The sequence below is a fragment of the Bradyrhizobium sp. C9 genome (genome assembly GCF_002532045.1).
GTDB lineage: Bacteria > Pseudomonadota > Alphaproteobacteria > Rhizobiales > Xanthobacteraceae > Bradyrhizobium.
The window spans coordinates 491,750-516,509 of sequence record NZ_NWTG01000002.1 but is presented as its reverse complement, the minus strand read 5'-3'; the positions used below and the strand labels follow the sequence as shown (position 1 = coordinate 516,509).

Genomic DNA, 24,760 nt, shown 5'->3' with positions numbered 1-24,760 from the left:
CGGGTGCCTCAAGGCATCATCATGTCAGTGGACGGCGGTCTTTTCAAACTGCCGCAGCATCTGGTTGCCGCGCTCGACGGCCGAGTCCAGCGCCTGCTTGGCGGTCTTCTTGCCGGCCAGCGCCTGCTCGATCTCTTCCGACCACATGTCGCGCAGCTGCACCATGTTGCCGAGACGCAGACCGCGGGAATTCTCGGTCGGCTCCTTGTTGGTGAGCTCGAGCAGCGGGGTCTCCAGATAGGGCTGGTCCTTGTAGAAGCCCTCTGCCTTGGCCTTGGCGTAGGCCGCCTTGGTGATCGGCAGATAGCCCGAGGCCTTGTGGATCCAGACCTGGCGATCGGTGTCCGAGAGGAAGGTCAGGAACTTGGCCACGCCCTTGTATTCCTCGGCCGACTTGCCGCCCATCACCCAGAGCGAGGCGCCGCCGATGATCGAGTTCTGCGGTGCACCCTTGACGTCGGGATAATACGGCATCGGCGCGGCGGTGAAGTTGAACTTGGCCTGCGCCTTGACGTTGCCGAAGAAGGCCGACGAGGTCAGGTAGATCGGGCACTCACCCGCGGTGAAGCGGCCTTCACCGGTGTTGGTGCGGCCGGCATAGTCGTAGGTCTTGTCCTTCTGCAGCTCGACCAGGTTCTCGAGATGCTTGACCTGCAGCGGGCCGTTGAATTCGAGCACGGTGTCGAAGCCGTCGAGGCCGTTGGCCTTGCTCGCGAGCGGCACGTTGTGCCAGGCCGAGAGCTGCTCGAGATTGACCCAGGTGACCCACGAGCCGGAGAAGCCGCAGGTGGTGTAGCCGGCCGCCTTCAGCTTCTTGGCGTCCTCGAACACTTGCGGCCAGGTCTTCGGGATCTCCGCGATGTTGGCCTTCTTCAGCGCGTCGAGATTGACCCACATCACGGTCGACGACGAGTTGAAGGGGAACGACAGCATCTCGCCCTTCGAGGTCGAGTAGTAGCCGGTGATCGCGGGCAGATAGACGCTCGGATCGAACTTCTCGCCGGCGTCGGCCATCAGCTTGTAGACCGGTTTGACGGCGCCGGTGGCGGCCATCATCGTCGCGGTGCCGACCTCGAACACTTGCATGATGTGCGGCGCGTTGCCGGCGCGGAATGCGGCGATGCCGGCATTCATGGTGTCGGCGTAGCCGCCCTTGTAGGTCGGGATCACCTTGTAGTCGGACTGCGAGGCGTTGAAGTCGTTGGCCAGCTTGACGATGACGTCATTGTTGGCGCCGGTCATCGCGTGCCACCACTGAATCTCGGTCACCGCAAACGCAGGCGACGCGAATACAAGTGCGGCAGCGGCTGCCGCAGCAGCGCCGAGTCGTCTGAAGATCATCAAAAGCCCCTCCCGGTTGGAACGCCATCTTTCGTTGCGCGCGTTATCAGCGCCGGATGACGTTCAAATGACCGTATAAACGAAAGCCATGGTACGGGGGAAGCCGAAGCAAAGGGAAGCGGTAAAAAAGGCTGACATCGTAGCCCACGTGCGTGCGGTGCAACGCCGGACGCGACGTTGCACCGCAGGAGCTGACGTGTTGGCTTGATGCAACCGGTGCCCATCCCGCATCACGTGCGGGACAGGCTTTGCTCGAAACCGCCGTTAGCGCTTGCGCTGGGGACCGCAGACCACGCCCTTGTCGACCAGGCCGTTGATCTCATCCTTGGAGTAGCCGAACTCGCCGAGCACTTCGGCTGCGTGCTGGCTGAACTTCGGCGGCGTGCGGCGCAGGCTCGGCTTGGTGCGGTCGAGCCGGATCGGCGAGGCGACGCCCTTGTACCAATCCTTCTCGATGACGTCGCCGCGATGGATGGTGTGCGGGTTGGTCAGCGCCTGGTCGATTTTCTGCACCGGGCCGGCCGGCAGGCCGGCGGCGAGCAGCCGGTTGCACAGCGGCTCGGCCTCGTGCTGGCTGAACACAGCGGCAAGCTCGGCCCGCAGCGCATCGCGGTTGGCGATGCGGTCCTTGTTGCGGGCAAAGCGCGGATCGGTGCCGAGCTCCGGCTTGCCGATCTCCTTGGCGAGCTTGCGGAAGGTGCCGTCATTGCCGACGCCGATGAAGATGTTGTCGGTCTTGGTCGGGAAGATCGCGTAGGGCACGAGGTTCGGATGCTCGTTGCCGGTCAGCTGTGGCGGCTTGCCATGCATGAAATAGTTCGCGGTGTGCGGATGCATGATCGCAAGCCCGGTCTCGTACAGCGTGGTCTCGATGAATTGGCCGAGCCCGGAGCGCTGCCGCTCCGACAGCGCCATCAGGATGCCGATCGCCGCATAGAGCCCGGTGGTGATGTCGACCAGCGGCACGCCGATGCGCATCGGGCCGCTCTCCGGCGAGCCGGTCGCCGCGATCATGCCGGTCATTGCCTGGATGATCGCGTCATAGCCGGGATTGCCGCCGCGCGGGCCGTCAGCGCCGAAGCCGGAGATCCGGCAATGCACGAGGCGCGGAAATTTCGCGCGCAGTACGTCGTTGCCGATGCCCCATTTGTCGAGCGTGCCCGGCTTGAAATTCTCGATCAGCACGTCGGCGGTCTCGAGCATCTTCATCAGCACCGTGCGGCCGCCCTCGGAGGCGAGGTCGAGGCCGATCGAGCGCTTGTTGCGGTTGATGCCGACGAAATAGGCCGCGTCTTCCTCATGGAAGGGAGGGCCCCAGTCGCGCACCTCGTCGCCGGCGGGCGGCTCGACCTTGATCACGTCGGCGCCGTGGTCGGCAAGGATCTGGGTGCAATACGGGCCGCCGAGCACGCGCGTCAGATCGATCACGCGCAGTCCGGTCATCGCGCCCGTAGCCGCTGGGGTATTCATGGAAACAACCTTCGCTCAGTTGGGACTAGAAGACGAGGTCCCAGAGCTAACGGTCTTCAGGCGAGGCAGCAATGCTTCCGTCGGCGCAGGCCCATGCAGCAGGCGGCGCGTGCGTTCGCCAAGCGAACTGAAGGCGAACTGGCATCCGCAATGCAATGCGCTCTTGAAATGCGATAGTCCGCCACGCGGGACGTGGCGGACTATCGGCAGTCGGTGAGACTAGACGACGCTCAGCTTGACGTCGACATTGCCGCGGGTCGCGTTGGAATAGGGGCACACCTGGTGCGCCTTCTCGACCAGCGCCTCGGCATCAGCGCGGGACAGGCCGGGCAGCGAGACGGCGAGATCGACGGCGAGGCCGAAGCCGCCTTCCGAGCGCGGGCCGATGCCCACCGTCGAGGTCACCGCGGCGTCGGCGGGAACCTTGGGGCCGCCCTGGGAGGCCACGAACTTCATGGCGCCGATGAAGCAGGCGGCATAGCCGGCTGCGAACAGCTGCTCCGGATTGTTGCCGGCGCCACCGCCGCCACCAAGCTCCTTCGGGGTCGTGAGCTTGACGTCGAGCGCACCGTCGAGCGTTGCCGCATGGCCGTCGCGGCCGCCGGTTGCCTTGGCGCTGGTCTTGTAGAGCACGTTCACAGACATCGTGGTCTCCCTTGGGGTTGGACTTCAGTTCGAATTCAGCGATCGATGTATTGCATGCAATTAGATTGCGTGCAATATGATTTTGCGGGGCCTCACATTTAATTGTTCGCAATTGAATTCGCGGTCCTTTGAGCCGAGAATGACCCGGAAACGAGATGGATTCGATGGGAGTCATGGTCAGGAAACAGACGGCGGCGGATCAGGCGCTGCGGCTCGATAACCAGATCTGCTTTGCGGTCTATTCGACCGCGCACGCCTTCAACCGCGTCTACAAGCCGCTGCTCGACCGGCTCGGGCTGACCTATCCGCAGTACCTCGTGATGCTGGCGCTGTGGGAGCGCGACGACGTGCCCGTGAAGGACCTCGGCGAACGCCTGTTTCTGGATTCCGGCACGCTGACGCCGCTCTTGAAGCGGCTGGAAGCGGCGGAGCTGATCAGGCGGACCCGCAGCACCGAAGACGAGCGGGTGGTGCTGATCGCGCTGACGCCGCAGGGCCACGCGCTGCGTGAAAAGGCCAAGGCCGTCCCGCAGTCGATCCTCGCAGCGTCAGACTGCACGGTCGGCGAGTTGATGGCGATGAAGGACGAGATCGTCGCCCTGCGCGACCGGCTCAATGCGGTGCTGGGGGAGTAGCGGGCGTCGAACGAGGCGCGTCCGCTATGGCAGCACCGGCACTCTGCAAGTCGCGCACTGGAAATCGCTGCCGCGCTCGTCGTGACGAATCTCAAAGCCGTCCGGGACCATATCGATCCGATTCCTGAAGGGCGTGATTTCCGAGAGCCGGGCATAGCCCGTGCGCGGGCACCTGGGGCACCGCAAAAATTCCGTCCAGTTGGAATCGCGCATGGTTGGGGTCCGTTGCGCCGGACAAGATAGCAACCGATAGACGCTCGAGCTTTGTTCTGGATCAAAAATGCGGGGCGGATCGCTACGGTCAGCGAAACTGCCGGCCCGAAGGAATGAGATCGCCGTGGTGCACGATTGGCTGGTGGAGCCAGCGGTCGATGCTAACGCATTTGAATTTCGGTGAGAGCCCGGCCTCGCCCTTCGAGCTGCGCCACGGCGGCCTTCGTCCGCATCGCTGCGATGGACCTTTCCGGGCTTGCCGAGCCGTAGCTCGCGAAGCGAGCGAAGGCTGGTGGAGCCAGGCGGGATCGAACCGCCGACCTCTTGCATGCCATGCAAGCGCTCTCCCAGCTGAGCTATGGCCCCTTATCCAGTTGGGACGATCCTGGGGGATCAATCCCGGTCCGCGCGGCCTAGGCGACACGCGCGGGAGCACCGTTGATCACAGATCGGCGCCGATCTCAAGTCTCTTCGTCGCCGCCGACGTCACCAATGATATCGGTCACGTCCTCATCGCCCTCTTCCTCGTCGGCAATGAAGGTCGAATCGTCGTCGTCATCGTCGTCGATGGTCTCATCGACCTCGATATCGTCCTCGGATTCGGGAACCTGGGCCTTGACCTTGCCGGTGTTCTCCTCGGCATCGGCCTCCTCGAGCGAGACCAATTCTTCGGTCTCGGCCGCCTCCGGCATCTCGGCGGCGGTCGCAGGGGAACTGACGGTCGCGCCACGGCCCCGCGGCGGGGCGACAGGCGCGATCGGCACGACCTCACCGGTGTAGGGCGAGATCACCGGATTCTTGTTGAGGTCGTAGAACTTCTTGCCCGTGGTCGGGCAAATGCGCTTGGTTCCGAGCTCGGACTTAGCCAACGTGGTCATCCCAGAATTTTGCTGAAAAACGGTGCTTCACTTGGCTAGTTGAGGAGCCGCTGTCAATAGCGGTTTGCGCGCAAGTGACGGGCGCGTGACGCGGTGTTGCCTATGTGATACCTGCCGCGGCGCGAGAGGACACAATCTTGGCTCATTCCGACACCCCGACCCCGCTGGAATCGCGCGTTTGCGGCCCCTTGGCCGGCAAGGTCCGCGTTCCCGGCGACAAATCGATTTCCCACCGGGCCCTGATCCTCGGGGCACTTTCGGTCGGCGAAACCCGCATTTCCGGCCTTCTGGAGGGCGAGGACGTCCTCAATACCGCCAAATCCATGCGCGCGCTGGGCGCCAAGGTGGAGCGGACGGCGCCGTTTACCTGGTCGGTCGCCGGTCTCGGGGTCGGCGGCTTCGCCCAGCCTTCCGCCCCGCTCGATTTCGGCAATTCCGGCACCGGCTGCCGGCTGGTGATGGGTGCCGTGGCCGGCTGCCCGATCGCGGCCGTCTTCGACGGCGACGCCTCGCTGCGTACGCGGCCGATGCGCCGGATTCTCGATCCCCTGGAGCTGATGGGCGCCCGGACCAGCGACATCCGGGAAGGTGGCCGGCTGCCGCTCACCCTGCATGGCGCCCGCTATCCGGTGCCGATCGTCTACAAGACCCCGGTCGCCTCGGCCCAGATCAAGTCCGCGGTGCTGCTGGCGGGCCTGTCCGCGCCCGGCATCACCACGGTGATCGAGCAGGAGGCGAGCCGCGACCACACCGAGCTGATGCTGAAGCATTTCGGCGCCGAGATCTCCACGGAGAAGGAAGGCAGCCACGGCCGCAGGATCTCGCTGAACGGAGAGCCCGAGCTGCATGGCGCAGAGGTCGTGGTGCCCGCCGATCCGTCCTCGGCGTCGTTCCCGATCGTGGCGGCGCTGATTGTCGAAGGGTCCGACGTCGTGTTCTCCGACGTGATGACCAATCCGCTGCGCACCGGCCTGTTCACCACATTGCGCGAAATGGGCGCCTCGATCGAGGAGAGCGACGTGCGCGGCGATGCCGGCGAGCCGATGGCGGCGTTGCGCGTACGGGCCTCGAAGCTGAAGGGCGTCGAGGTGCCGCCGGAGCGCGCGCCGTCGATGATCGACGAGTATCTGGTGCTGGCGGTTGCGGCGGCGTATGCCGAAGGCACCACGATCATGCGCGGCCTGCAGGAGCTGCGCGTCAAGGAGTCCGACCGTCTCGAAGCCACCGCCGACATGCTGCGCGTCAACGGCGTCAAGGTCGAGGTTTCCGGCGATGATCTGATCGTCGAGGGCCGCGGCCACGTTCCGGGCGGCGGCCTTGTTGCCACCCACATGGATCATCGCATCGCGATGTCGGCGCTGGTGATGGGCTGTGCTTCGGATCGGCCGGTGAAGATCGATGACACCGCCTTTATCGCCACCAGTTTCCCGGATTTCATTCCGATGATGCGCGCGCTGGGAGCTGACTTCGCATGATCATCGCCATCGACGGACCCGCCGCCTCCGGCAAGGGCACGCTCGGCAAGCGGCTCGCCCACCACTACGGCTACCGCCATCTCGACACCGGCGTGATCTACCGCGCGGTGGCCTATGCGATGATGGCGCAGGGCGCCGACCTCAACGACGAGGCGCGGGCCGTGGCCGTCGCGCTCGAGCTCGATCCCGAGAAATTCGGCAATCCGATCCTGAAGACCCAGAAGGTCGGTGAGGGCGCATCCGTCGTCTCGGCCTTTCCGAGGGTGCGCGAGGCGCTGGTCAGCTTCCAGCGCCAGTTCGCCGCCGATCCGCCCGGTGCAGTGCTGGATGGGCGCGACATCGGCACCGTGATCTGCCCGGACGCCGACGTGAAGATCTTCGTGGTCGCCGACCCCCGCGTGCGGGCGCGGCGGCGCACCCTGGAGGCCCGCGCCCGCGGCGAGGAAGCCGACGAGGAAGCGGTGCTCGCCGACATCCTCAAGCGCGACGAGCGGGACAAGAATCGGGCTGTTGCGCCGTTGCGGCCGGCAGCGGACGCCCACACGCTGGATAATTCCAATCTCGACATCGAGGCCGGCGTCCGCGCCGCCATCGCCATCGTCGAGGCGGCGCGCGCCCGGCGCTAGAATCGTCGGCATTGGAGGGCCCTTTCGGCCCGAAAACCCAGTAAAATGGGGCATTTCCTGCTTGCCGAAAACGGCTTGCAGGGCTATATCAGCGCCGTTCGGAGCGCCATCGACCGTGTCGAGGCCTTGTCTGAGCGGGCCGGCGCCGGGTTTGAACCCTCGCCGCATCTGGAGGAACGCCCGCTCCCAGGTCTTGAAGTCGATATTTTCGTTTCAGGCTCCGATCAATTCAAACGTACCGAACGTGCAGTCTTGCTGCCGGCCCGCTGTTGCACCTCCTGCAATGAGCGGTCGTCAGGGTTTGCGGATCCCTGACACTTCACGCGCGGTGCGCCCATCAACCCGAACGGCCGGCAAGATCCCGCATTTGGAGAACAAATGGCCTCGAATACTGTGTCTTCCTATACCCCCACCCGCGACGACTTCGCGGCGATGCTTGATGAATCCTTTGCCGGCGGCAATCTGCAGGAAAGCTCGGTCATCAAGGGCAAGGTGGTTGCAATTGAGAAGGACATGGCCGTCATCGACGTCGGCCTGAAGACCGAAGGCCGCGTTGCGCTGCGCGAATTCGCCGGCCCCGGCCGTGAAAGTGATCTGAAAGTCGGCGACGAAGTCGAGGTGTTCCTCGACCGGATCGAGAATGCGCTCGGCGAAGCCGTGCTGTCGCGCGACAAGGCGCGCCGCGAGGAAAGCTGGGGCAAGCTCGAGAAGGCGTTCCAGAACAACGAAAAGGTCAACGGCGTCATCTTCAACCAGGTCAAGGGCGGCTTCACGGTCGACCTCGACGGTGCAGTGGCCTTCCTGCCGCGCTCGCAGGTCGACATTCGTCCGATCCGCGACGTCGCGCCGCTGATGAACAACTCGCAGCCGTTCCAGATCCTCAAGATGGACCGCCGCCGCGGCAACATCGTGGTGTCGCGCCGCACGGTTCTCGAAGAGACCCGCGCCGAGCAGCGCCAGGAGCTGGTGCAGAACCTCGAAGAGGGTCAGGTGATCGACGGCGTGGTCAAGAACATCACCGATTACGGTGCGTTCGTTGATCTCGGCGGCATCGACGGCCTGCTCCACGTGACCGATATCGCCTGGCGCCGCGTCAACCACCCGACCGAGGTGCTGACCATCGGCCAGACGGTGAAGGTCAAGATCATCAAGATCAACCACGAGACGCACCGCATCTCGCTGGGCATGAAGCAGCTGCTGGATGATCCGTGGCAGGGCATCGAAGCCAAGTACCCGCTGGGTGCCCGCTTCACCGGCCGCGTCACCAACATCACCGACTACGGCGCGTTCGTCGAGCTCGAGCCGGGCATCGAAGGCCTGATCCACGTCTCCGAGATGTCGTGGACCAAGAAGAACATGCACCCTGGCAAGATCGTTTCGACCTCGCAGGAAGTCGAAGTGCAGGTGCTCGAAGTGGATTCGGTCAAGCGCCGCATCTCGCTCGGCCTCAAGCAGACCATGCGCAATCCCTGGGAAGTCTTCGTCGAGAAGTTCCCGGTCGGTTCGGTGGTCGAGGGCGAGGTCAAGAACAAGACCGAGTTCGGACTTTTCCTGGGTCTCGAGGGCGACGTCGACGGCATGGTCCATCTCTCCGACCTCGACTGGAAGCTTCCGGGCGAGCAGGTCATCGACAACTTCAAGAAGGGCGACATGGTCAAGGCCGTGGTGCTCGATGTCGATGTCGAGAAGGAGCGCATCTCGCTCGGCGTCAAGCAGCTCGAAGGCGATCCCTTCGCGGAGCCGGGCGACGTCAAGAAGGGCGCGGTCGTGACCTGCGAAGTGCTCGAAGTGAAGGAGAGCGGCATCGAGGTCCGGATTTCGGGCACCGAGTTCACCACCTTCATCAAGCGGTCCGAGCTGGCCCGCGATCGCAACGACCAGCGCGCCGAACGCTTCGCCGTCGGCGAGAAGGTCGATGCCCGCGTCATCCAGTTCGACAAGAAGGCCCGCAAGGTGCAGGTCTCGATCAAGGCGCTGGAAGTTGCCGAAGAGAAGGAAGCCATCGCGCAGTACGGCTCCTCCGATTCGGGAGCGACGCTTGGCGACATCCTCGGCACCGCGCTGAAGAACCGCGGCACCGACAAGTAAGCCTTCGTCTCGTTGAGGCGAACAATCGGGCCCCGGCGTAAGCCGGGGCCCTTTTGTTTGCCGAATGGCGGGCCTTGTTTTCTTCATATTGCGTCGCAATTGATGTATTTGGCTAAGCTGATAGTGACGCTGCGACGGCAAAACGCGCGGGTTGCGCGCTGACTATTTCTGGAGAGATCGGATGTCGCTGGATTCAGACGTGATCGTCGACCGCCGCCGGATCAGGCGCAAGCTGACGTTCTGGCGCGTCGCCGCTGCGGTCATTGCAATCGCGGCCATCGTCGGCGTGGGCGTCATCGCCGCCGGCGGACGCGGCACCTTTTCGACGTCGAACACCATCGCGCGGATCAATATCGACGGACTGATCCGCAGCGACCAGGAGCGCGTCGAGGCGCTGGAGCGGCTCGGCAAGTCGAGCTATGCGGCCGTTGTCGTGCATATCAATTCGCCCGGCGGCACCACCGCGGGCTCCGAGCAGCTTTACGACTCGCTGATGCAGTTGAAGGCGAAGAAGCCGCTTGTCGTCGTGGTCGAGGGATTGGCGGCCTCGGGTGGCTACATCACGGCGATCGCTTCCGACCATATCGTCGCCCAGCAGACCTCGCTGGTCGGTTCGATCGGCGTGCTGTTCCAGTTCCCCAACGTGTCCGAATTGCTCAAGACCGTCGGCGTGAAGATGGAAGAGATCAAATCGTCCCCGCTGAAGGCGGCGCCCAACGGCTTCGAGCCGACCAGCCCGGAGGCTCGCGCTGCGATCGACGGCCTGGTCAAGGATTCCTATGCATGGTTCCGTGGATTGGTGAAGGAACGGCGTGGCATGGACGACGCCCTGCTGGAGAAGGTCGCGGATGGCCGCGTCTTCACCGGCCGGCAGGCGGTCGATCTCAAGCTGATCGATCAGCTCGGGGATGAAAAGACCGCGATCGCCTGGTTGGTTGCGGAAAAGAAGGTCAAAAGCGACCTGCCGGTGCGCAATTACAAGCTTAATCCGCGATTCGGCGATCTGACCTTCCTGCGCACCGCAGCGTCGGTGACGCTTGATGCGTTCGGTCTCGGCGGCATCGCGCGGCGGATCGAGCAGGGTGGCGTGGCCCAGGCGGTCGACAGATTCGGGCTCGACGGCATGCTGGCGCTGTGGACTCCCGGAGGAACCGACTAGAGCGTTTTCGAGCGAAGTGGGCGCCGGTTCGCGTGAAGAAAAACGCGTCAAAGCAAAAATCTAGAGCCCCGTTCCGATTCAATCGGAACGGAACAGGCTCTACCGAGAGCGAAAGGCGTACCGATCAGGGTATTCCCGCTGTGCGGGAATCGCCGCATGCCCCAATTGGGCTATTTGTCACGCGATTTCACGGCGTCCTAAATCGATTTAGCGTCTTGACAGTGCACGGCATTTTCACGGAAATGGGTTTCCGCAAGAGCCCGGATCCCATTTTCGATGATCAAATCCGAACTTGTTCAGCGTATCGCCGAGCACAACCCGCACCTCTACCAGCGGGACGTCGAGAACATTGTGAATGCGATTCTCGATGAAATCGTCGCGGCGCTGGCGCGTGGCGACCGCGTCGAACTGCGCGGTTTTGGCGCGTTCTCGGTGAAGCATCGCCCGGCCCGTGCCGGCCGCAATCCGCGTACCGGCGAGCATGTGCCGGTCGATCAGAAGAGCGTGCCGTTCTTCAAGACCGGCAAGGAAATGCGCGAGCGCCTCAATCGCGACGAGGCTGAGGCGGGAGCCTCCAAGATCGACGCGCCCAAGGCTGACGCCTAACGGGGCGGACGCTTGGCGCGCAACGCCTGGCGTTGCTGTGGGCGATGCGCCCGCACTTTCTCCATCGCGGCGAGAGATGGTCATGCGAAAGTTCTTCACGGCAGTGGTCGTCGTTCCGCTCGGACTGATCTTCATCATCTTCGCCGTCGCCAATCGTCACTGGGTGACGGTGTCGTTCGATCCTTTCAACTCTGTGACGCCGATGGTTGCGGTCACACTGCCGCTGTTCGTCGTCATCATCGCCTCCGCCATTCTCGGCGTGATCGCCGGTGGCATCGGAACCTGGTTCAAGCAGGGGCGCTGGCGCCGCGCCGCCCGGCAGCATGAAGCCGACGCCCGCCACGTTCGCGCCGAACTCGCCGACCTCAGGGCTACCGCCTCCCGGGACGATGCGCAGCGTCGTTCGGCCCCGGCCCAGCTGGGGCTTTACGGGCCCAATGGGCGAGACAAGCAGGGCGCGACGTTGTAGAACCCGCCCCGTCGGACCCGGGCCAGCCCCTGTTCCGGACGCCCGAAAACCCGTTTTGAGACCCGTTTCGAGACCATGCCCCTGCTCGTCAAAATCTGCGGCCTGTCCACACGCGAGACGCTCGACGTCGCGCTTGAGGGCGGTGCGGACATGGTGGGGTTCGTGTTCTTCCCGCCGTCGCCGCGCCATATCAGCCTCGAGACCGCGCGCGAGCTTGGCGACCAGGCCAAGGGCCGCGCCGTCAAGGTCGCGCTGACCGTCGATGCCGACAACGCGACGCTCGAAAACATCGTCGAGACGCTGCGGCCGGATATCCTGCAATTGCACGGCAAGGAAACCACCGCGCGGCTGCGCGACATCAAGCAGAAATTCGGCCTGCCGCTGATGAAGGCGCTGCCGGTCGAGACCGCGGCCGACCTCGCTCCGCTGCCGGGCTATGCCGGCGTCGCCGACCGCATCCTGTTCGATGCGCGCGCGCCGAAGGATGCCACGCGGCCGGGCGGTCTCGGCGCGCCGTTCGATTGGCACTTGCTGGAAAATCTCGATCTGGCGCTGCCCTACATGGTCTCCGGCGGGCTCAATGCCGACAACGTCACGGAGGCTGTCCGCGTCACCCGCGCCGGCGGGGTCGATGTGTCGTCGGGCGTCGAGCGCACGCCCGGCGTCAAGGATCCCGAGCTGATCCGCGCCTTCATCCGCGCCGCACGCGCAACCCAAAGAACGACCCAAGAACTGATGGTTCGATGAATCAAAACCTGCCCAATTCCTTCCGCAGCGGCCCCGACGAGCGCGGGCATTTCGGCATTTTCGGCGGACGCTTCGTCGCGGAAACGCTGATGCCGCTGATCCTCGATCTCGAAAAGGCCTACGCCGACGCCAAGGCCGATCCGGCGTTCCAGGCCGAGATGAATGTCTATCTGAAGGACTATGTCGGCCGGCCCTCGCCGCTGTATTTCGCCGAACGGCTCACCGAGCATCTCGGCGGCGCCAAGATCTATCTGAAGCGCGAGGAGCTCAACCACACCGGTTCGCACAAGGTCAACAACGTGCTCGGCCAGATCATGGTCGCGCGCCGCATGGGCAAGAAGCGCATCATCGCCGAGACCGGAGCGGGCCAGCATGGCGTCGCGACGGCGACGCTGTGCGCGCGCTTCGGGCTCGAATGCGTGGTCTACATGGGCGCGGTCGACGTCGAGCGGCAGCAGCCGAACGTGATCCGCATGGAGATGCTGGGCGCCAAGGTCGTGCCGGTGCAGTCGGGCGCCCGCACGCTGAAGGACGCGATGAACGATGCGCTGCGCGATTGGGTCACCAACGTGCACAACACCTTCTATTGCATCGGCACGGTGGCGGGTCCGCACCCCTATCCAATGATGGTGCGCGATTTCCAGTCGATCATCGGTCACGAGACACGCACGCAGATGCAGGAGGCCGAGGGCCGCCTGCCGGACTCGCTGATCGCCTGCATCGGCGGCGGCTCCAATGCGATGGGCCTGTTCCATCCGTTCCTCGACGATCCCTCGGTCGAGATCTTCGGCGTCGAGGCGGCCGGTCACGGGCTGACGCAGCTGCATGCGGCCTCGCTCGCCGGCGGGCGCCCCGGCGTGCTGCACGGCAACCGCACCTATCTGTTGATGGATGCCGACGGCCAGATCGAGGAAGCGCATTCGATCTCGGCGGGTCTCGACTATCCCGGCATCGGCCCCGAGCACGCCTGGTTGCACGAAACCGGCCGCGTCAAATATCTCTCGGCTACCGACGAGGAAGCGCTGGCCGCATTCCAGCTGCTGTCGCGCCTCGAAGGAATCATCCCCGCGCTGGAATCCGCGCACGCCATCGCGAAGCTGTCCGAGCTCGCGCCGCAGCGGCCGAAGGATCATCTGATGGTGGTCAATCTCTCGGGCCGCGGCGACAAGGACGTGCCGCAGGTCGGCGACATCTTGAAGGCGAGGCAGAAGTGACCACCCGTATCGACGCACGTTTCGCCGAGCTGAAGCAGCAGGGCCGCTCCGCTTTCGTCACCTTCGTGATGGCCGGCGATCCCGACGCCAAAACCTCGCTCGACATCCTCAAGGCGCTGCCGAAGGCCGGCGCCGACGTCATCGAGATCGGCATGCCCTTCACCGATCCGATGGCCGACGGCCCGTCGATCCAGGCCGCCGGCCTGCGCGCGCTCAAGGGCGGCATGACGCTGCGCAAGACGCTGGCGATGGTCCGCGACTTCCGCAAGGACGACAACACGACGCCGATCGTGCTGATGGGGTACTACAATCCGATCTACATCTACGGCGTCGAGAGCTTCCTGGCCGACGCGAAGACCGCCGGCGTCGACGGGTTGATCATCGTCGATTTGCCGCCGGAGGAAGACACCGAGCTCTGCATCCCCGCGCTGAAGGCCGGGCTGAACTTCATTCGCCTCGCGACGCCGACCACCGACGACAAGCGTCTGCCGGCGGTGCTCGCGAACACCTCGGGCTTTGTCTATTACGTCTCGATCACCGGCATCACCGGCGCTGCGACGGCCGATTCGAGCGCGGTCGCGGAAGCGGTCGCCCGCATCAAGCGGCATACCCAGCTGCCGGTCTGCGTCGGCTTCGGCATCCGCACCCCGGAAACGGCGCGCGCGATCGCCGAGAACGCCAATGGCGCCGTGGTCGGCACCGCGATCGTCGACGTGGTGCGCGCCAATCTCGATGCAGAGGGCCGCGCGACGCCGAAGACCGTGAGCGCGGTGGCGGACCTCGTGTCCGCGCTGGCGCAGGGGGTCCGGGGCGCCAGGCAGGCCGCTGAATAAGCCACATTTTGCGGCAACAAGGCCGCAGACGGCGGCTTGCCGGGTTCGCCCGGCCCGCCATATATCCAGCTGGTGCGGGACCGACCCGCATTTCGGAGCGAACCATGAACTGGCTCACCAACGTCGTCCGGCCGAAGATCCGCAACATCCTGCGGCGCGAGACCCCGGAAAACCTCTGGATCAAGTGTCCGGATTCCGGGCAGCTGGTGTTCTACAAGGACGTCGAGGCCAACCAGTTCGTGATCCCCGGCTCGAACTACCATATGCGCATGGGCGCTGTGGCACGGCTGAAGTCGATCTTCGACAACGAGACCTGGTTCGACGTCGCGCTGCCCGAGGTGACGGCCGATCCGCTGAAATTCCGCGACGAGCGCAAGTACGTCGACAAGATCAGGGATGCGCGTGCGAAGACCGGCCTCAACGACGCGGTCAAGGTCGGCTACGGCAAACTGGAAGGCACCGGCGTCGTGGTCGCGGTGCAGGATTTCGATTTCATGGGCGGCTCGCTCGGCATGGCTGCCGGTGAAGCGATCGTGCGCGGGCTCGAGCTCGCGGTCGAGAAGAAGTCGCCCTTCATCGTGTTCGCCGCATCCGGCGGCGCGCGGATGCAGGAAGGCATCCTGTCGCTGATGCAGATGCCGCGCACCACGGTCGGCGTGCAGATGCTGCGCGAGGCGAAGCAGCCCTATATCGTGGTGCTGACCAATCCGACCACCGGCGGCGTCACCGCCTCCTATGCGATGCTCGGCGACGTCCAGATTGCCGAACCCGGCGCGCTGATCGGCTTTGCCGGTGCCCGCGTGATCGAGCAGACCATCCGCGAGAAGCTGCCGGAAGGTTTTCAGCGCGCCGAATATCTGCGCGAGCACGGCATGGTCGACATGGTTGTGCACCGCCATGAGATGAAGGCCACGTTGGCGCGGCTGTGCCGCCTGCTGACCAAGGCACCGGCGCCTGAAACCGCGTCCAAGCCCACGGTCGCCGTCACCGAGCCGACCCAGATCGTCACGGCACCGGAGACGGTGCCGGCCGCGCCGCACGCGTGACCGCAAGCGCCACCCCATCGCAACCCTCGTTCGAGGCGTTGATCGCGCGGATATCGGCGCTGCATCCGAAGCGCATCGATCTCAACCTCGATCGCATGCGCGGCCTGATGGAGCGGCTCGATCATCCCGAGCGCAAGCTGCCGCCAGTGATCCATGTCGCCGGCACCAACGGCAAGGGCTCGACGATCGCCTATCTGCGCGCGATCCTCGAAGCCGCCGGCCTGCGCGTGCACGTCTTCACCTCGCCCTATCTGGTCCGGCTCAACGAATGCTATCGGCTGGGCGCCGTCGGCGGCGGCAAGCTCGTCGGTGACGACGAGCTGCGCACCACGTTCGAGCATTGCGAGCGCATCAACGCCGGCAATCCCATCACCATCTTCGAGATGGAGACGGCGGTGGCGTTCTGCCTGTTCGCGAAGCATCCGGCCGACGTTGCGCTGCTCGAGGTCGGGCTCGGCGGCCGGCTCGATTCGACCAATGTGGTCGAGACGCCGCTGGCTTCGGTGATTACGCCGGTCAGCATGGATCACATGGAATTCCTCGGCGATACGCTGGCTTTGATCGCCGGCGAGAAGGCCGCGATCATCAAGCGCAAGGTGCCGGTGGTTTGCGCCGAGCAGGCGCCGGAGGCGATGGCCGTGATCGAGGCTGAGGCGAACCGCATGCGCGCGCCGCTGCATGCGGCCGGACAGCAATGGCATGTCGGCGTCGAGCGCGGCCGGCTGGTCTATCAGGACGAGCGCGGCCTGCTGGATCTCGCCGCGCCAAGGCTGTTCGGCCGGCACCAGTTCGACAATGCGGGCCTCGCGATCGCGACCTTGCGTGCGATCGACACCTTCAAGCTCAACATCGCGGCCTATGAGGCCGGCATCGTCAATGCGGAATGGCCGGCGCGGATGCAGCGTCTGGTCTCAGGCAACCTCGTCTGCCAGGGACCGCAGGGCTCTGAGGTCTGGCTCGATGGCGGGCACAATGCCGAAGGCGGCCGCGTTGCGGCGGCGGCGCTCGGCGATCTCGAGGAGCGGGTGTCGCGGCCGCTGGTCGTGATCACAGGCATGATGGCCAACAAGGATGCCAATGCCTTCCTCGCCAATTTCGCCGGGCTGACGCGCCACATCATCGCGGTCCCGGTGCCTGGCCGGGACAACGGCATGGCGCCGGACAAGCTCGCCGACGCCGCGCGTGCGCTCGGCATGCGCGTCGAGATCGCCTCCGGCGTCGACGCCGCGTTGCAACGGCTTGCCACGCTGGCCTACGAGGTGCCGCCGCGCATCCTGATCACCGGCTCGCTGTACCTGGCCGGCCCGGTGCTTGCGGCCAACGGCACGCCTCCTGCATAAGTGGTCCCGCGTCCCGGATGCGGTGCGCATGTGGGAGGACGACACACCATGCGTTTTGCTGCGATCGCCGACATCCACGGCAACCATCTCGCACTCGAAGCGGTGCTGGCGGACATCCGCGCGCAGGGCATTTCCGACATTGTCGATCTCGGCGACATGGTGAGCGGGCCGCTCGACGCCCGGCCGACCATCGACATGCTGATCGAGCTCGATGCGGTCCATCTGCTCGGCAATCACGACCGCTATCTGATCGACCGCCCGCACGAGAAAATGGGCTCATGGGAGCGGCTGACTTACACCCAGCTCGCGCCGCGGCATCTCGACTGGCTGCGCACGCTGCCGGCGAATGCGGTCTATCGCGACGATGTGTTCCTCTGTCACGCCACGCCGCAGGACGACGAGACCTATTGGCTCGAGACCGTGCTGCCGGGCGGCGAAGTCTGCATGTCGACGCTGGAATCGATCGAGGCGAGGGCGGCAGGCGTGAGGCAGTCGCTGATCCTGTGCGCGCACACCCATACCGCGCGCGCCGTGCGGCTTCGCGATGGCCGGCTGATCGTCAATCCTGGCAGCGTCGGCTCACCCGGCTATCGCGCCGGCAAGCCGCATCCGCATGTGGTGGAGGCCGGCTCGCCCGATGCGCGCTACGCCATTCTCGAACAGGTCGAGGGCAACTGGGACGTCACCTTCCGCCACATCCGCTACGACCACGAAGCGATGGCGGCGCTGGCTCGGCAGCGCGGCCTGGCCGAGCTCGCTTCGGCGCTGGCGACCGGATGGATCAGGTAAAACAAAACGGCCGGCTTGGCGCCGGCCGTTTGCACAAATCAGCTAATTCGAATCGGATCAGACCGCAGCGGTGATCCACTGCTGCAGCTTGGCCTTCGGCGCGGCGCCGACCTGACGGGACGCCATCTCGCCGCCCTTGAAGATCATCAGGGTCGGGATCGACATCACGCCATACTTCGATGCGGTCTTCGGGCTCTCGTCGACGTTGAGCTTCACGATCTTGACCTTGTCGCCCATCGCGCCGGAAATCTCATCGAGAGCGGGTGCGATCATGCGGCAGGGGCCGCACCATTCGGCCCAGAAGTCGACGACCACTGGCCCGGTCGCCTTGAGCACTTCGGCTTCGAAATCGGCGTCAGAAACCTTGCCAACGGCCATATGAGTACCTCGTTCGGTTGAGACAAAAGGGCGGCTGAGAATCGCGCCCCGGGAGCATGGGGCAAACGTATGAATGCCCCCTTGCCGGGTCAAGCTCGCTCACGCCGACATGACCTTATGCCAGCCCGGCGTCCAGCGCGGGGGCCGAAATCTCCATCATTTCAGGGATTTCGGTCCAGAGCAGGGCGGCGTGGATGATCCTTTGGGGATAAAGCTTTGCCAGTACCGCACGGTACAGCGCGAGCTGCCGGATATAGCCCTTGGGGGCCTCGGCGGCGGTCCGTGGCGGAGCGTGGTTGGTCTTGAAATCGACGATCAGGACCTCGCTCGGCGTCACCACCAGCCGGTCGATCTGACCCGAGACCAGCACCTTCGGCTGGCCCGGCCGCTCCAGCCGGCCCACGATCGAAACCTCGGCACGGCTGCCGGGCGCAAATACCGGCGCGAAGCGCAGATCGACAGTCAGGGCGACCACCTGCCGAGCCAGCGCCGCCCGCTCTTCCTCGCTCCAGCCGTCGGCGTTACGCGCAAGATAGCCGAGCGCCGCGCCGAGCCGTCGTTCCACCGCGACATCGGGCAGCGATTGCAACAGCCGATGCACCAGCGTGCCGCGTTGCAGGGCGCGGGCGCGCAGCTGCACCGATTCGCCAGTGCGTATCTTATGGCGGTCGTCATCGGCCGGATCGGACGGGCGCAGCACACCTTCGACGGAGGCTTCAGGTGCGGCCGCCGTCCGCAGCCAGGACGGCAGCGCAATCGGTGCCGCGGCCGTTGACGCCGCAGCGCCAGTGAGATCGGCCATGTCATCCGGCCGCGAATAGCGCATCACCTTGCCGGCCGGCGTCTCGAGCTCCTCGAGCTTGAGCCCGGAATTGGCGAGCCCCTTGGTGATCAGATCGTACCAGGAGGATTTCCGCACCGTGTTCATGTTGCCGGGCATGCAGCCGCCGACGATCAGCCGGTCGGCGGCGCGGGTCATCGCGACATAGAGCAGGCGGCGATATTCGTCCTCGGTGTCGCCGAGCATCGCCTTGCGCGCATCGGCGACATTGGCCGGATCTTCGGCCTTCTTGCCGGCCCACACCACGACGCCGGGCGCGTTCGGCGCGGCATTGCCCTGCGGCAGATGGATCAGCCGCAGCCGCTGCGTGTCCGACGGCGAGGTCGTGGTGTCGACCAGGAACACGACCGACGCTTCGAGGCCCTTGGCGCCGTGCACGGTCATGACGCGAACCTCGTCGCGCGAGATCTCCATGTCGCGCTTCACCTCGGTGTCGGCGGCGCGCAGCCAGGCGACAAAGCCCTGCAGCGAGGCCGGCGCCTTGCGTTCATAGCCCAGCGCGAGCTCGAGGAATTCGTCGAGTGCGTCGTTGGCCTCGTGGCCGAGCCGGCGCAGGATGCGGGCGCGCCCGCCGTCGCCGCCGAGCAGCCAAGCGTAGAACGCGAACGGCGTCTCCTCGATGAAGCGGCGCTCGCATTGTTCGAGGCGGCGCAGCGCGGCCGCGAACCGCTCATCGGTCGGCGCCTGTGCGGCCAGCGCCTCGCGCAGCGAGCCGCGACGCTGATACGCCAGCTTAAACAGGTCGTCATCGTCGAGGCCGAACAGCGGGCTCTTCAGCGCCACCGCGAGCGCGAGATCGTCCTGCGGCAGCAGCAGCGCGTCGGCAAGGTTCATCAGGTCGATGATCGCGATGTGCTCGGTTAGCTTCAGCCGGTCGGCGCCGGCGACCGGAATGCCTGCGTGCTTCAGCGCCTGGATGACAGCGTCGAAGGCATTGCCGCGCCGCCGCACCAGGATCAGCATGTCGCCATAGCGCAGCGGCCGTCGTCCGCCTTCGCTGCCCGTCATGGTGCCGCTGGTCACGAGGCGCTTGATCTCGGCCTGGATGCGCCGCGCGAGTTTTACTTCGGGGCTGGTCACCGCGACGCCATCGAACGGCGCGCGCCAGCCTTCGATGTCCTGGCGGTCGTCGGCGACGGCGAGATCCCAGAGCTCGATCAGGCTGGGGCCGGCATCAGCCATCGCATTGTGGATCGGATAACCGTTCTCGACCGCATGGATGCTGCGGAAGATCTCCTGCTCGCGGAACACATGGTCGACCGAGTGCAGGATCACCGGCCCCGAGCGGAACGAATAGGTGAACGACACCGGATCGAATTTCAGCCCGGCCTCTTCGAAGCGCCGCTTCAGCTCGCGCCGCCGCAGGTCGAACTCGCGCGGCGCGGCGCCCTGGAACGAGAAGATCGACTGCTTCTCGTCGCCGACCGCGAACACGGTGCGCACGAGGCCGTCGCGCGCGCCGGCGCCGGAGGTGAACTCCGAGATGATGTGGGCGACGATGTCCCATTGCCGGGGGCTGGTGTCCTGCGCCTCGTCGATCAGCACGTGATCGACGCCGCGGTCGAGCTTGTAATGCACCCAGCCCGAGGAGACGCGGTCGAGCATCGCCAGCGTCTTGTCGATCAGGTCGTCGTAGTCGAGCAGGCCGCGCTCCAGCTTCTCGCGCCGGTAATGCGCGGCTGCCGCGGTCGCGATGTGGATCAGCGCCTCGGTGCGGTCGCGCGCGACCACGGCGCGGCGCCGCTCGATCAGCGGACCGAGCCGGTCGATCTCCGCCTCGAACCGGTGGCCTGCAACGGGGTTCTTCTTGATGAAGCTGTTGGTGATGACGGAGGCGCGCGGCGCGCGGTCATCGGTCAGGAAGACGCCGAGATATTCGTCGACCTGGGCCGCACCGGTAAAGGTCAGCGCACTCCGCAGCCGTTCGGCCTGCTTCTGATCCGCCTTGCTGCTGGTGTCGAGGAGCGTCGCCATCTCCTTCCAGCTCGACCGCGGCAGATTCGTGCCGTCGACGATCTCGCGTTCGACATCCTCGATGCGAATCTCGGCGGACACGCCGAGCGCGGCCGACATCTGCGCAGCGGCGGCCGCGGCGTTGCCGGCGGCATCGGTCCAGGCCATGAAATGGTCGCGGCTGAGGCAAGCCTCGCGGACCACCTCCTTGAAGGTGACGTCGGCAGCGTTCGCCATCGCCGTCCGCAGCGCGCGGCCGATCGGACTGTCGGGAATCCGCGACGCTTCGAGGAACACCGCGAGATTGGCGCGCTCCATCATCTCATTCTGGTCGCGGTCGTCGAGCACGGCGAAGCGCGCCGGCACGTTGGCCTCGAACGGAAACTGCTGCAGCAGACGGGTGCACAGCGCGTGGATGGTCTGCACCTTCAAGCCGCCGGGCGTCTCCAGCGCGCAGGCAAACAGTTTTCGCGCCTCACGCCGCAGCGTGGCGCTGGGATGCGCGATGCCGGCCTCGCGGATCGCGGTATCGAGCGCGGTGTCATCGAGCGTCACCCAGTGACCGAGCGTCGTGAACACGCGTTCGGCCATGTTGGCTGCTGCGGCCTTGGTGAAGGTGATGCAGAGGATCTTCTCCGGCGGCACGCCCGACAACAGCAGGCGGATCACGCGCTGCACCAGCACGTGGGTCTTGCCCGAGCCGGCATTGGCCGACACGAAGGTCGACGCCTTCGGATCGGACGCGCGCGCCTGCGCGTCGCGCACCGCATGCGGGATCGGGCGGGGCGCCTTCACCATTCCTCGATCCCCAAACCGCCGGCCGCGGACCATTCCTTGATGCGCGCGAGGTCGTCATAGGCGCCGTAGCGATTCGCCCACATCGAAAGGTTCAGCGAGGTATAGGCTTGGCTCTCGTCGTCGAAGGCGCGGATCAAGGCTTCCAGCTTGCGCCGCGCGCTATCGGCGGCTTCATCGGGCGGCTGCGGCGTGTCGTTGGTCTTGATCTTCAGCTCCAGCGAACGCTGCTCGCCCGGCGGGTTGTTGCCGCTCAGCCTGACATAGACGAGATCGCCGACCGAGGAGTCCGCCGGAATGTCGGCAAAGCCGCCCTCGCGCAGGATCGCGGCTTCCAGCGTCAGCTGCGGCGACAGGCCCATGCGCACCTGCTTGCCGGTCGGCGGCTGCCCGGTCTTGTAGTCGAGGATCGCAAAGCTGCCGTCGTCGCGCCGCTCGATGCGGTCGGCGCGCGCCGAGAGCACGAACGTCCTGGCATCGTCGAGCGGAATGCCGATCTCGCCGCGGATCTCGGCCTTGATCGCGTCGATACTGCCGCGCCGCGCCTGTTCCCATTCGGCAAACCACGCCGCGATGCGCTGGAAGCGCGGCCACCACAGCGCGCGCGCCTCCGGCCGCTCCATCAGCGGCGCAAAATGCTTGGCGCCGATGTCCCGCAGTGCGCTCTTGATGTCGTCAGGCAGCGCGTCGGCATAAGTTTGCGTGAACTCGCCGAGCGATTCGTGGATCGCCGAGCCGCGATCGGCCGCCGACAGCGGCATGTCGACCGGGTCGAGCGGATCGAGCTTCAGGATGTAGCGCGCATAGATCGTGTAGGGATCGCGCAACCAGTCTTCGATCGCGGTGACCGACATCTTCAGCGGCCGTGCCTCGCGCGGCGGCCGCGGCTCCGGCTGTTCGATCGGCTCGACCGTGTCGGGCCGGTCGAGCTCGGCGGCGTATTGCACGTAAGCCTCGCCGGCCGCTGTCGCCGTCTTCCAGCGCGCTTCGCCCGCAACCGCCTCTAACCGGTGCAGGAACCGCGAAGCGACTGCCGGCGCGCCTCCGACCTTGGCGGCATGGGTCAGGATCACCTCGTCATGGCCGAGCAGTTGCGCGAAGTCGTGCGCGGAGAGGCCGATGCGCCGCTCGGGGAGATCGAGCCCGAGCTCGTGCCGCATCGGCCGGCTCAGCCACGGATCGATCCGCGGCGCCGGCGGCCAGATGCCCTCGACCAGACCGCCGAGGATGACGCGATCGGACTCGGTCAGACGCGCCTCGAGCTGGCCGAAGATGTTGAGCTGCGCGCGCGCCGATTCCGGCCGCCGTACCATGCGGTCGGCGAACGCGGTCTGAAACACCTCGGGATAATCTGACAGCGGCGTCATCAGCCCGCTCGGCTGCTGCTTGGCGAGCAACTCGTCGAAGGCGGACGCCAGCGACGCCCCTGCGCGTTCCTCGAACACCATTGCGACGCCGTCCTGATCGGCCGACAGCGCGATCAGCGCCTCGCGATGACGTGCGGCCAGCTCGGCGAAATCATAGGGTTTTGAAGAGGCCATGCCTTCCAGCGGCGCCAGCGCTTTTTGCAATCTGGCGATCAGGCTCTGGGCCTCGTTGAGCTCGTTGTCGCGCAGCCGGGCGCGGGGCTCCATGGCGTGCAGTGACGAGGTCTCGCCGCCATGCAGCTTGACCAGCTCGGCGCGGAAGCGGGCGAAGTCGCGCGCGAGGCCGCTGGTCGCAGCTTGCGGCCGCGTGCCGCGGAGCAGCGCGATCTCCAGCACCTCGATCGCGCGCTTCAGCGCGCCATGGGCGCCGCCGAGCCGGAACAGCGGATGCTTGAGCAGCGCGAGCAATGTCGGCGGCTCCAGCCCCTTGGCGGCGGCCTCCGCGGTGAGGCGGGCGAACACGCCGGGCGGGGTTTCCATCAGCGCATCGCCGCCGGAATCGTCGAACGCCAGATTCCAGCGCGTCAGCGAGGCCATCACGCGGCGTGCCAATGCGCGATCCGGCGTCACCAGCGCGGCTGATTTGCCGAGATGCCGCGCCTCGCGCATCGCGACCGCGATCGCCAGCGCTTCCATTTCCGGATTGGGCGCTTCGACCACGGTGAGGTTGGTCATCCCGGCGGAAATCCGCGCCACGATCTCGGGCCGCTCCAGTCGGTCGTGCCACTGCGCGGTCGCCGTCGAGGGGCGCATCGTCTCCGACACCAGCACCTCGCGTCCGAGCGGCGCAGGCTCGGCAAGGCTCTCGACGTCGCGGCGCTTGATGCCGAACCGGTCGAGCAATGCGTGCATTGCGAATTGCGGATGGTTCGACGAGGGCGGCGTGGTGAACCTGCCGTCGTCACCACGCTCGCCGCCGATCGTGTCCCAGGAATCCTCGTCGAGATCGGTGTCGAGCCCGGGCAGCACCACGGCGCCGTTCGCAAGCTTCGCCACCGCGTGGAGGAATTTTGCTGTGGCCGGCATCGAGCCGGTCGAACCGGCCGCGATCACCGGGCCCGTGGGACGCGCGGTGAGCCGCGCCGCTTCCGCCTCGATCAGGAGATCGCGGCGCGCCGCGGGCTCGATCCGGCCGATCTCCTTGAGGTAGTTCGGCCAGGCATCGCGCGCGATGCGCAGGAAGTCGAGCGAATGCTGCCAGTATTTGTCGAGCTGGTCCGGCACCAGACGGTCGAGCGCGCGCCAGTCGACGCCGCGCGTCGCCATGTCGTCCATCAGCCGCGCCAAATCGCCGGCGAGCTGCAAGGTTGAGGCAGGTCCGCCGACCACCAGCGGCGCCGACACCGGCGTCTTCGCCCACGCCGCGACCAGATGCGCCAGCGTCAGCCGGCGCTCGAGCTCGCCGAGCCTCGGCGGAATCTCCAGCGGCGCGGTGCCGCCGACGTCGTCGCCCTGGTCGGCGAAAGCAAGCTCGTCTTCATCGATCTCGCCGAGCGCGACGATGCGCGGCAGCACCGCGGCGTCGGAATCGAGCACATCGAGGAAGATCTCGCGCGCTAGGCGTCCAGCACGGCGGGTCGGCAGGTAAAGCGTGGCGCCGGCGAGCTTTGCGGGATCGTTGCGTGCCTCAAATCCCGCGACCAGCCGGCCATCGACCAGCGCCGAAATGACGGTGCGCAGGAATGGCGCGGAGACGGGAACGCTGAAAACGCGCATGGGCTGCCTGGTTCGAATCAGGCGCCAATATAGGGAGCGGCGGCTGTCGTTAGCCACCCCTCTCGCTCAACCGAGT

The 24,760-nt window shown here is 65.9% G+C and carries 21 protein-coding genes and 1 tRNA gene; 14 read left to right on the top strand and 8 right to left on the bottom strand.

The genetic code is table 11. The annotated features are described in order from the left end of the window. Positions 1-24: 24 nt before the first annotated feature. From ugpB to CO675_RS07270, 3 genes are all read right to left on the bottom strand, one after another. Positions 25-1,341: a sn-glycerol-3-phosphate ABC transporter substrate-binding protein UgpB gene (ugpB, locus tag CO675_RS07280; RefSeq protein ID WP_097671325.1), complete on the bottom strand. Its 1,317-nt coding sequence runs from the start codon at positions 1,339-1,341 to the stop codon at positions 25-27. Positions 1,342-1,605: 264 nt separating this feature from the next. Then, positions 1,606-2,811, bottom strand: coding sequence for a CaiB/BaiF CoA transferase family protein (locus CO675_RS07275; RefSeq protein ID WP_097671324.1), 1,206 nt, complete (start codon positions 2,809-2,811; stop codon positions 1,606-1,608). 219 nt (positions 2,812-3,030) lie between these two features. Beyond that, positions 3,031-3,456 carry an organic hydroperoxide resistance protein gene (locus CO675_RS07270; protein ID WP_097671323.1) on the bottom strand — a complete coding sequence of 142 codons (426 nt, stop codon included), beginning with the start codon at positions 3,454-3,456 and terminating at the stop codon, positions 3,031-3,033. A gap of 173 nt (positions 3,457-3,629) precedes the next feature. On the opposite strand from CO675_RS07270, the gene CO675_RS07265 reads away from it, so the two are divergent. Beyond that, complete coding sequence (locus CO675_RS07265; RefSeq protein WP_097671434.1) at positions 3,630-4,091, top strand: MarR family winged helix-turn-helix transcriptional regulator; 462 nt, start codon at positions 3,630-3,632, stop codon at positions 4,089-4,091. 503 nt (positions 4,092-4,594) lie between these two features. On the opposite strand, the gene CO675_RS07260 is transcribed toward CO675_RS07265, so the two are convergent. Together CO675_RS07260 and CO675_RS07255 are read right to left on the bottom strand one after the other, a co-directional pair. Then, positions 4,595-4,670 (bottom strand) — tRNA-Ala (locus CO675_RS07260). Between the two features lie 95 nt (positions 4,671-4,765). Further along, complete coding sequence (locus CO675_RS07255) at positions 4,766-5,173, bottom strand: TIGR02300 family protein (protein ID WP_097671433.1); 408 nt, start codon at positions 5,171-5,173, stop codon at positions 4,766-4,768. A gap of 146 nt (positions 5,174-5,319) precedes the next feature. On the opposite strand from CO675_RS07255, the gene aroA reads away from it, so the two are divergent. From aroA to CO675_RS07195, 13 genes are all read left to right on the top strand, one after another. Next, a complete protein-coding gene (aroA, locus tag CO675_RS07250; protein ID WP_198964520.1) occupies positions 5,320-6,657 on the top strand; it encodes a 3-phosphoshikimate 1-carboxyvinyltransferase in 1,338 nt (445 codons plus the stop codon). Continuing rightward, on the top strand, positions 6,654-7,283 hold the full coding sequence (cmk, locus tag CO675_RS07245; RefSeq protein ID WP_097671321.1) for a (d)CMP kinase: 630 nt from the start codon (positions 6,654-6,656) through the stop codon (positions 7,281-7,283). The genes aroA and cmk overlap by 4 nt, the downstream gene beginning before the upstream one ends. Positions 7,284-7,328: 45 nt before the next feature. Beyond that, complete coding sequence (locus CO675_RS39800) at positions 7,329-7,598, top strand: hypothetical protein (protein ID WP_143278898.1); 270 nt, start codon at positions 7,329-7,331, stop codon at positions 7,596-7,598. Between the two features lie 63 nt (positions 7,599-7,661). Beyond that, positions 7,662-9,371 carry a 30S ribosomal protein S1 gene (gene rpsA / locus CO675_RS07240; RefSeq protein ID WP_050404279.1) on the top strand — a complete coding sequence of 570 codons (1,710 nt, stop codon included), beginning with the start codon at positions 7,662-7,664 and terminating at the stop codon, positions 9,369-9,371. 181 nt (positions 9,372-9,552) lie between these two features. Further along, positions 9,553-10,530 carry a signal peptide peptidase SppA gene (gene sppA, locus CO675_RS07235; protein WP_097671320.1) on the top strand — a complete coding sequence of 326 codons (978 nt, stop codon included), beginning with the start codon at positions 9,553-9,555 and terminating at the stop codon, positions 10,528-10,530. A 276-nt stretch (positions 10,531-10,806) separates the two neighbouring features. Further along, complete coding sequence (locus CO675_RS07230; RefSeq protein WP_050426527.1) at positions 10,807-11,136, top strand: integration host factor subunit beta; 330 nt, start codon at positions 10,807-10,809, stop codon at positions 11,134-11,136. Between the two features lie 82 nt (positions 11,137-11,218). Continuing rightward, on the top strand, positions 11,219-11,605 hold the full coding sequence (locus CO675_RS07225; RefSeq protein ID WP_198964519.1) for a LapA family protein: 387 nt from the start codon (positions 11,219-11,221) through the stop codon (positions 11,603-11,605). A 75-nt stretch (positions 11,606-11,680) separates the two neighbouring features. Then, a complete protein-coding gene (locus tag CO675_RS07220) occupies positions 11,681-12,352 on the top strand; it encodes a phosphoribosylanthranilate isomerase (RefSeq protein WP_097671318.1) in 672 nt (223 codons plus the stop codon). Further along, on the top strand, positions 12,349-13,566 hold the full coding sequence (trpB, locus tag CO675_RS07215; protein WP_092120781.1) for a tryptophan synthase subunit beta: 1,218 nt from the start codon (positions 12,349-12,351) through the stop codon (positions 13,564-13,566). Before CO675_RS07220 ends, trpB begins: the two co-directional genes overlap by 4 nt. Continuing rightward, a complete protein-coding gene (gene trpA, locus CO675_RS07210; protein WP_097671317.1) occupies positions 13,563-14,399 on the top strand; it encodes a tryptophan synthase subunit alpha in 837 nt (278 codons plus the stop codon). Before trpB ends, trpA begins: the two co-directional genes overlap by 4 nt. A 104-nt stretch (positions 14,400-14,503) precedes the next feature. After that, positions 14,504-15,445 carry an acetyl-CoA carboxylase, carboxyltransferase subunit beta gene (gene accD / locus CO675_RS07205; RefSeq protein WP_097671316.1) on the top strand — a complete coding sequence of 314 codons (942 nt, stop codon included), beginning with the start codon at positions 14,504-14,506 and terminating at the stop codon, positions 15,443-15,445. 95 nt (positions 15,446-15,540) lie between these two features. After that, entirely contained in the window at positions 15,541-16,785 is a 1,245-nt protein-coding gene (locus CO675_RS07200; protein ID WP_502693368.1) for a bifunctional folylpolyglutamate synthase/dihydrofolate synthase, read from the top strand. A 48-nt stretch (positions 16,786-16,833) separates the two neighbouring features. After that, a complete protein-coding gene (locus CO675_RS07195) occupies positions 16,834-17,574 on the top strand; it encodes a metallophosphoesterase family protein (protein ID WP_097671314.1) in 741 nt (246 codons plus the stop codon). 57 nt (positions 17,575-17,631) lie between these two features. On the opposite strand, the gene trxA is transcribed toward CO675_RS07195, so the two are convergent. From trxA to addB, 3 genes are all read right to left on the bottom strand, one after another. After that, the gene (gene trxA / locus CO675_RS07190) at positions 17,632-17,952 is read right to left on the bottom strand and encodes a thioredoxin (protein ID WP_016847387.1); all 321 of its coding nucleotides are present in this window, start codon (positions 17,950-17,952) and stop codon (positions 17,632-17,634) included. Between the two features lie 115 nt (positions 17,953-18,067). Beyond that, on the bottom strand, positions 18,068-21,544 hold the full coding sequence (gene addA / locus CO675_RS07185; RefSeq protein WP_198964518.1) for a double-strand break repair helicase AddA: 3,477 nt from the start codon (positions 21,542-21,544) through the stop codon (positions 18,068-18,070). After that, the gene (gene addB / locus CO675_RS07180; RefSeq protein WP_097671312.1) at positions 21,538-24,684 is read right to left on the bottom strand and encodes a double-strand break repair protein AddB; all 3,147 of its coding nucleotides are present in this window, start codon (positions 24,682-24,684) and stop codon (positions 21,538-21,540) included. Before addB ends, addA begins: the two co-directional genes overlap by 7 nt. Between the last annotated feature and the right edge of the window lie 76 nt (positions 24,685-24,760).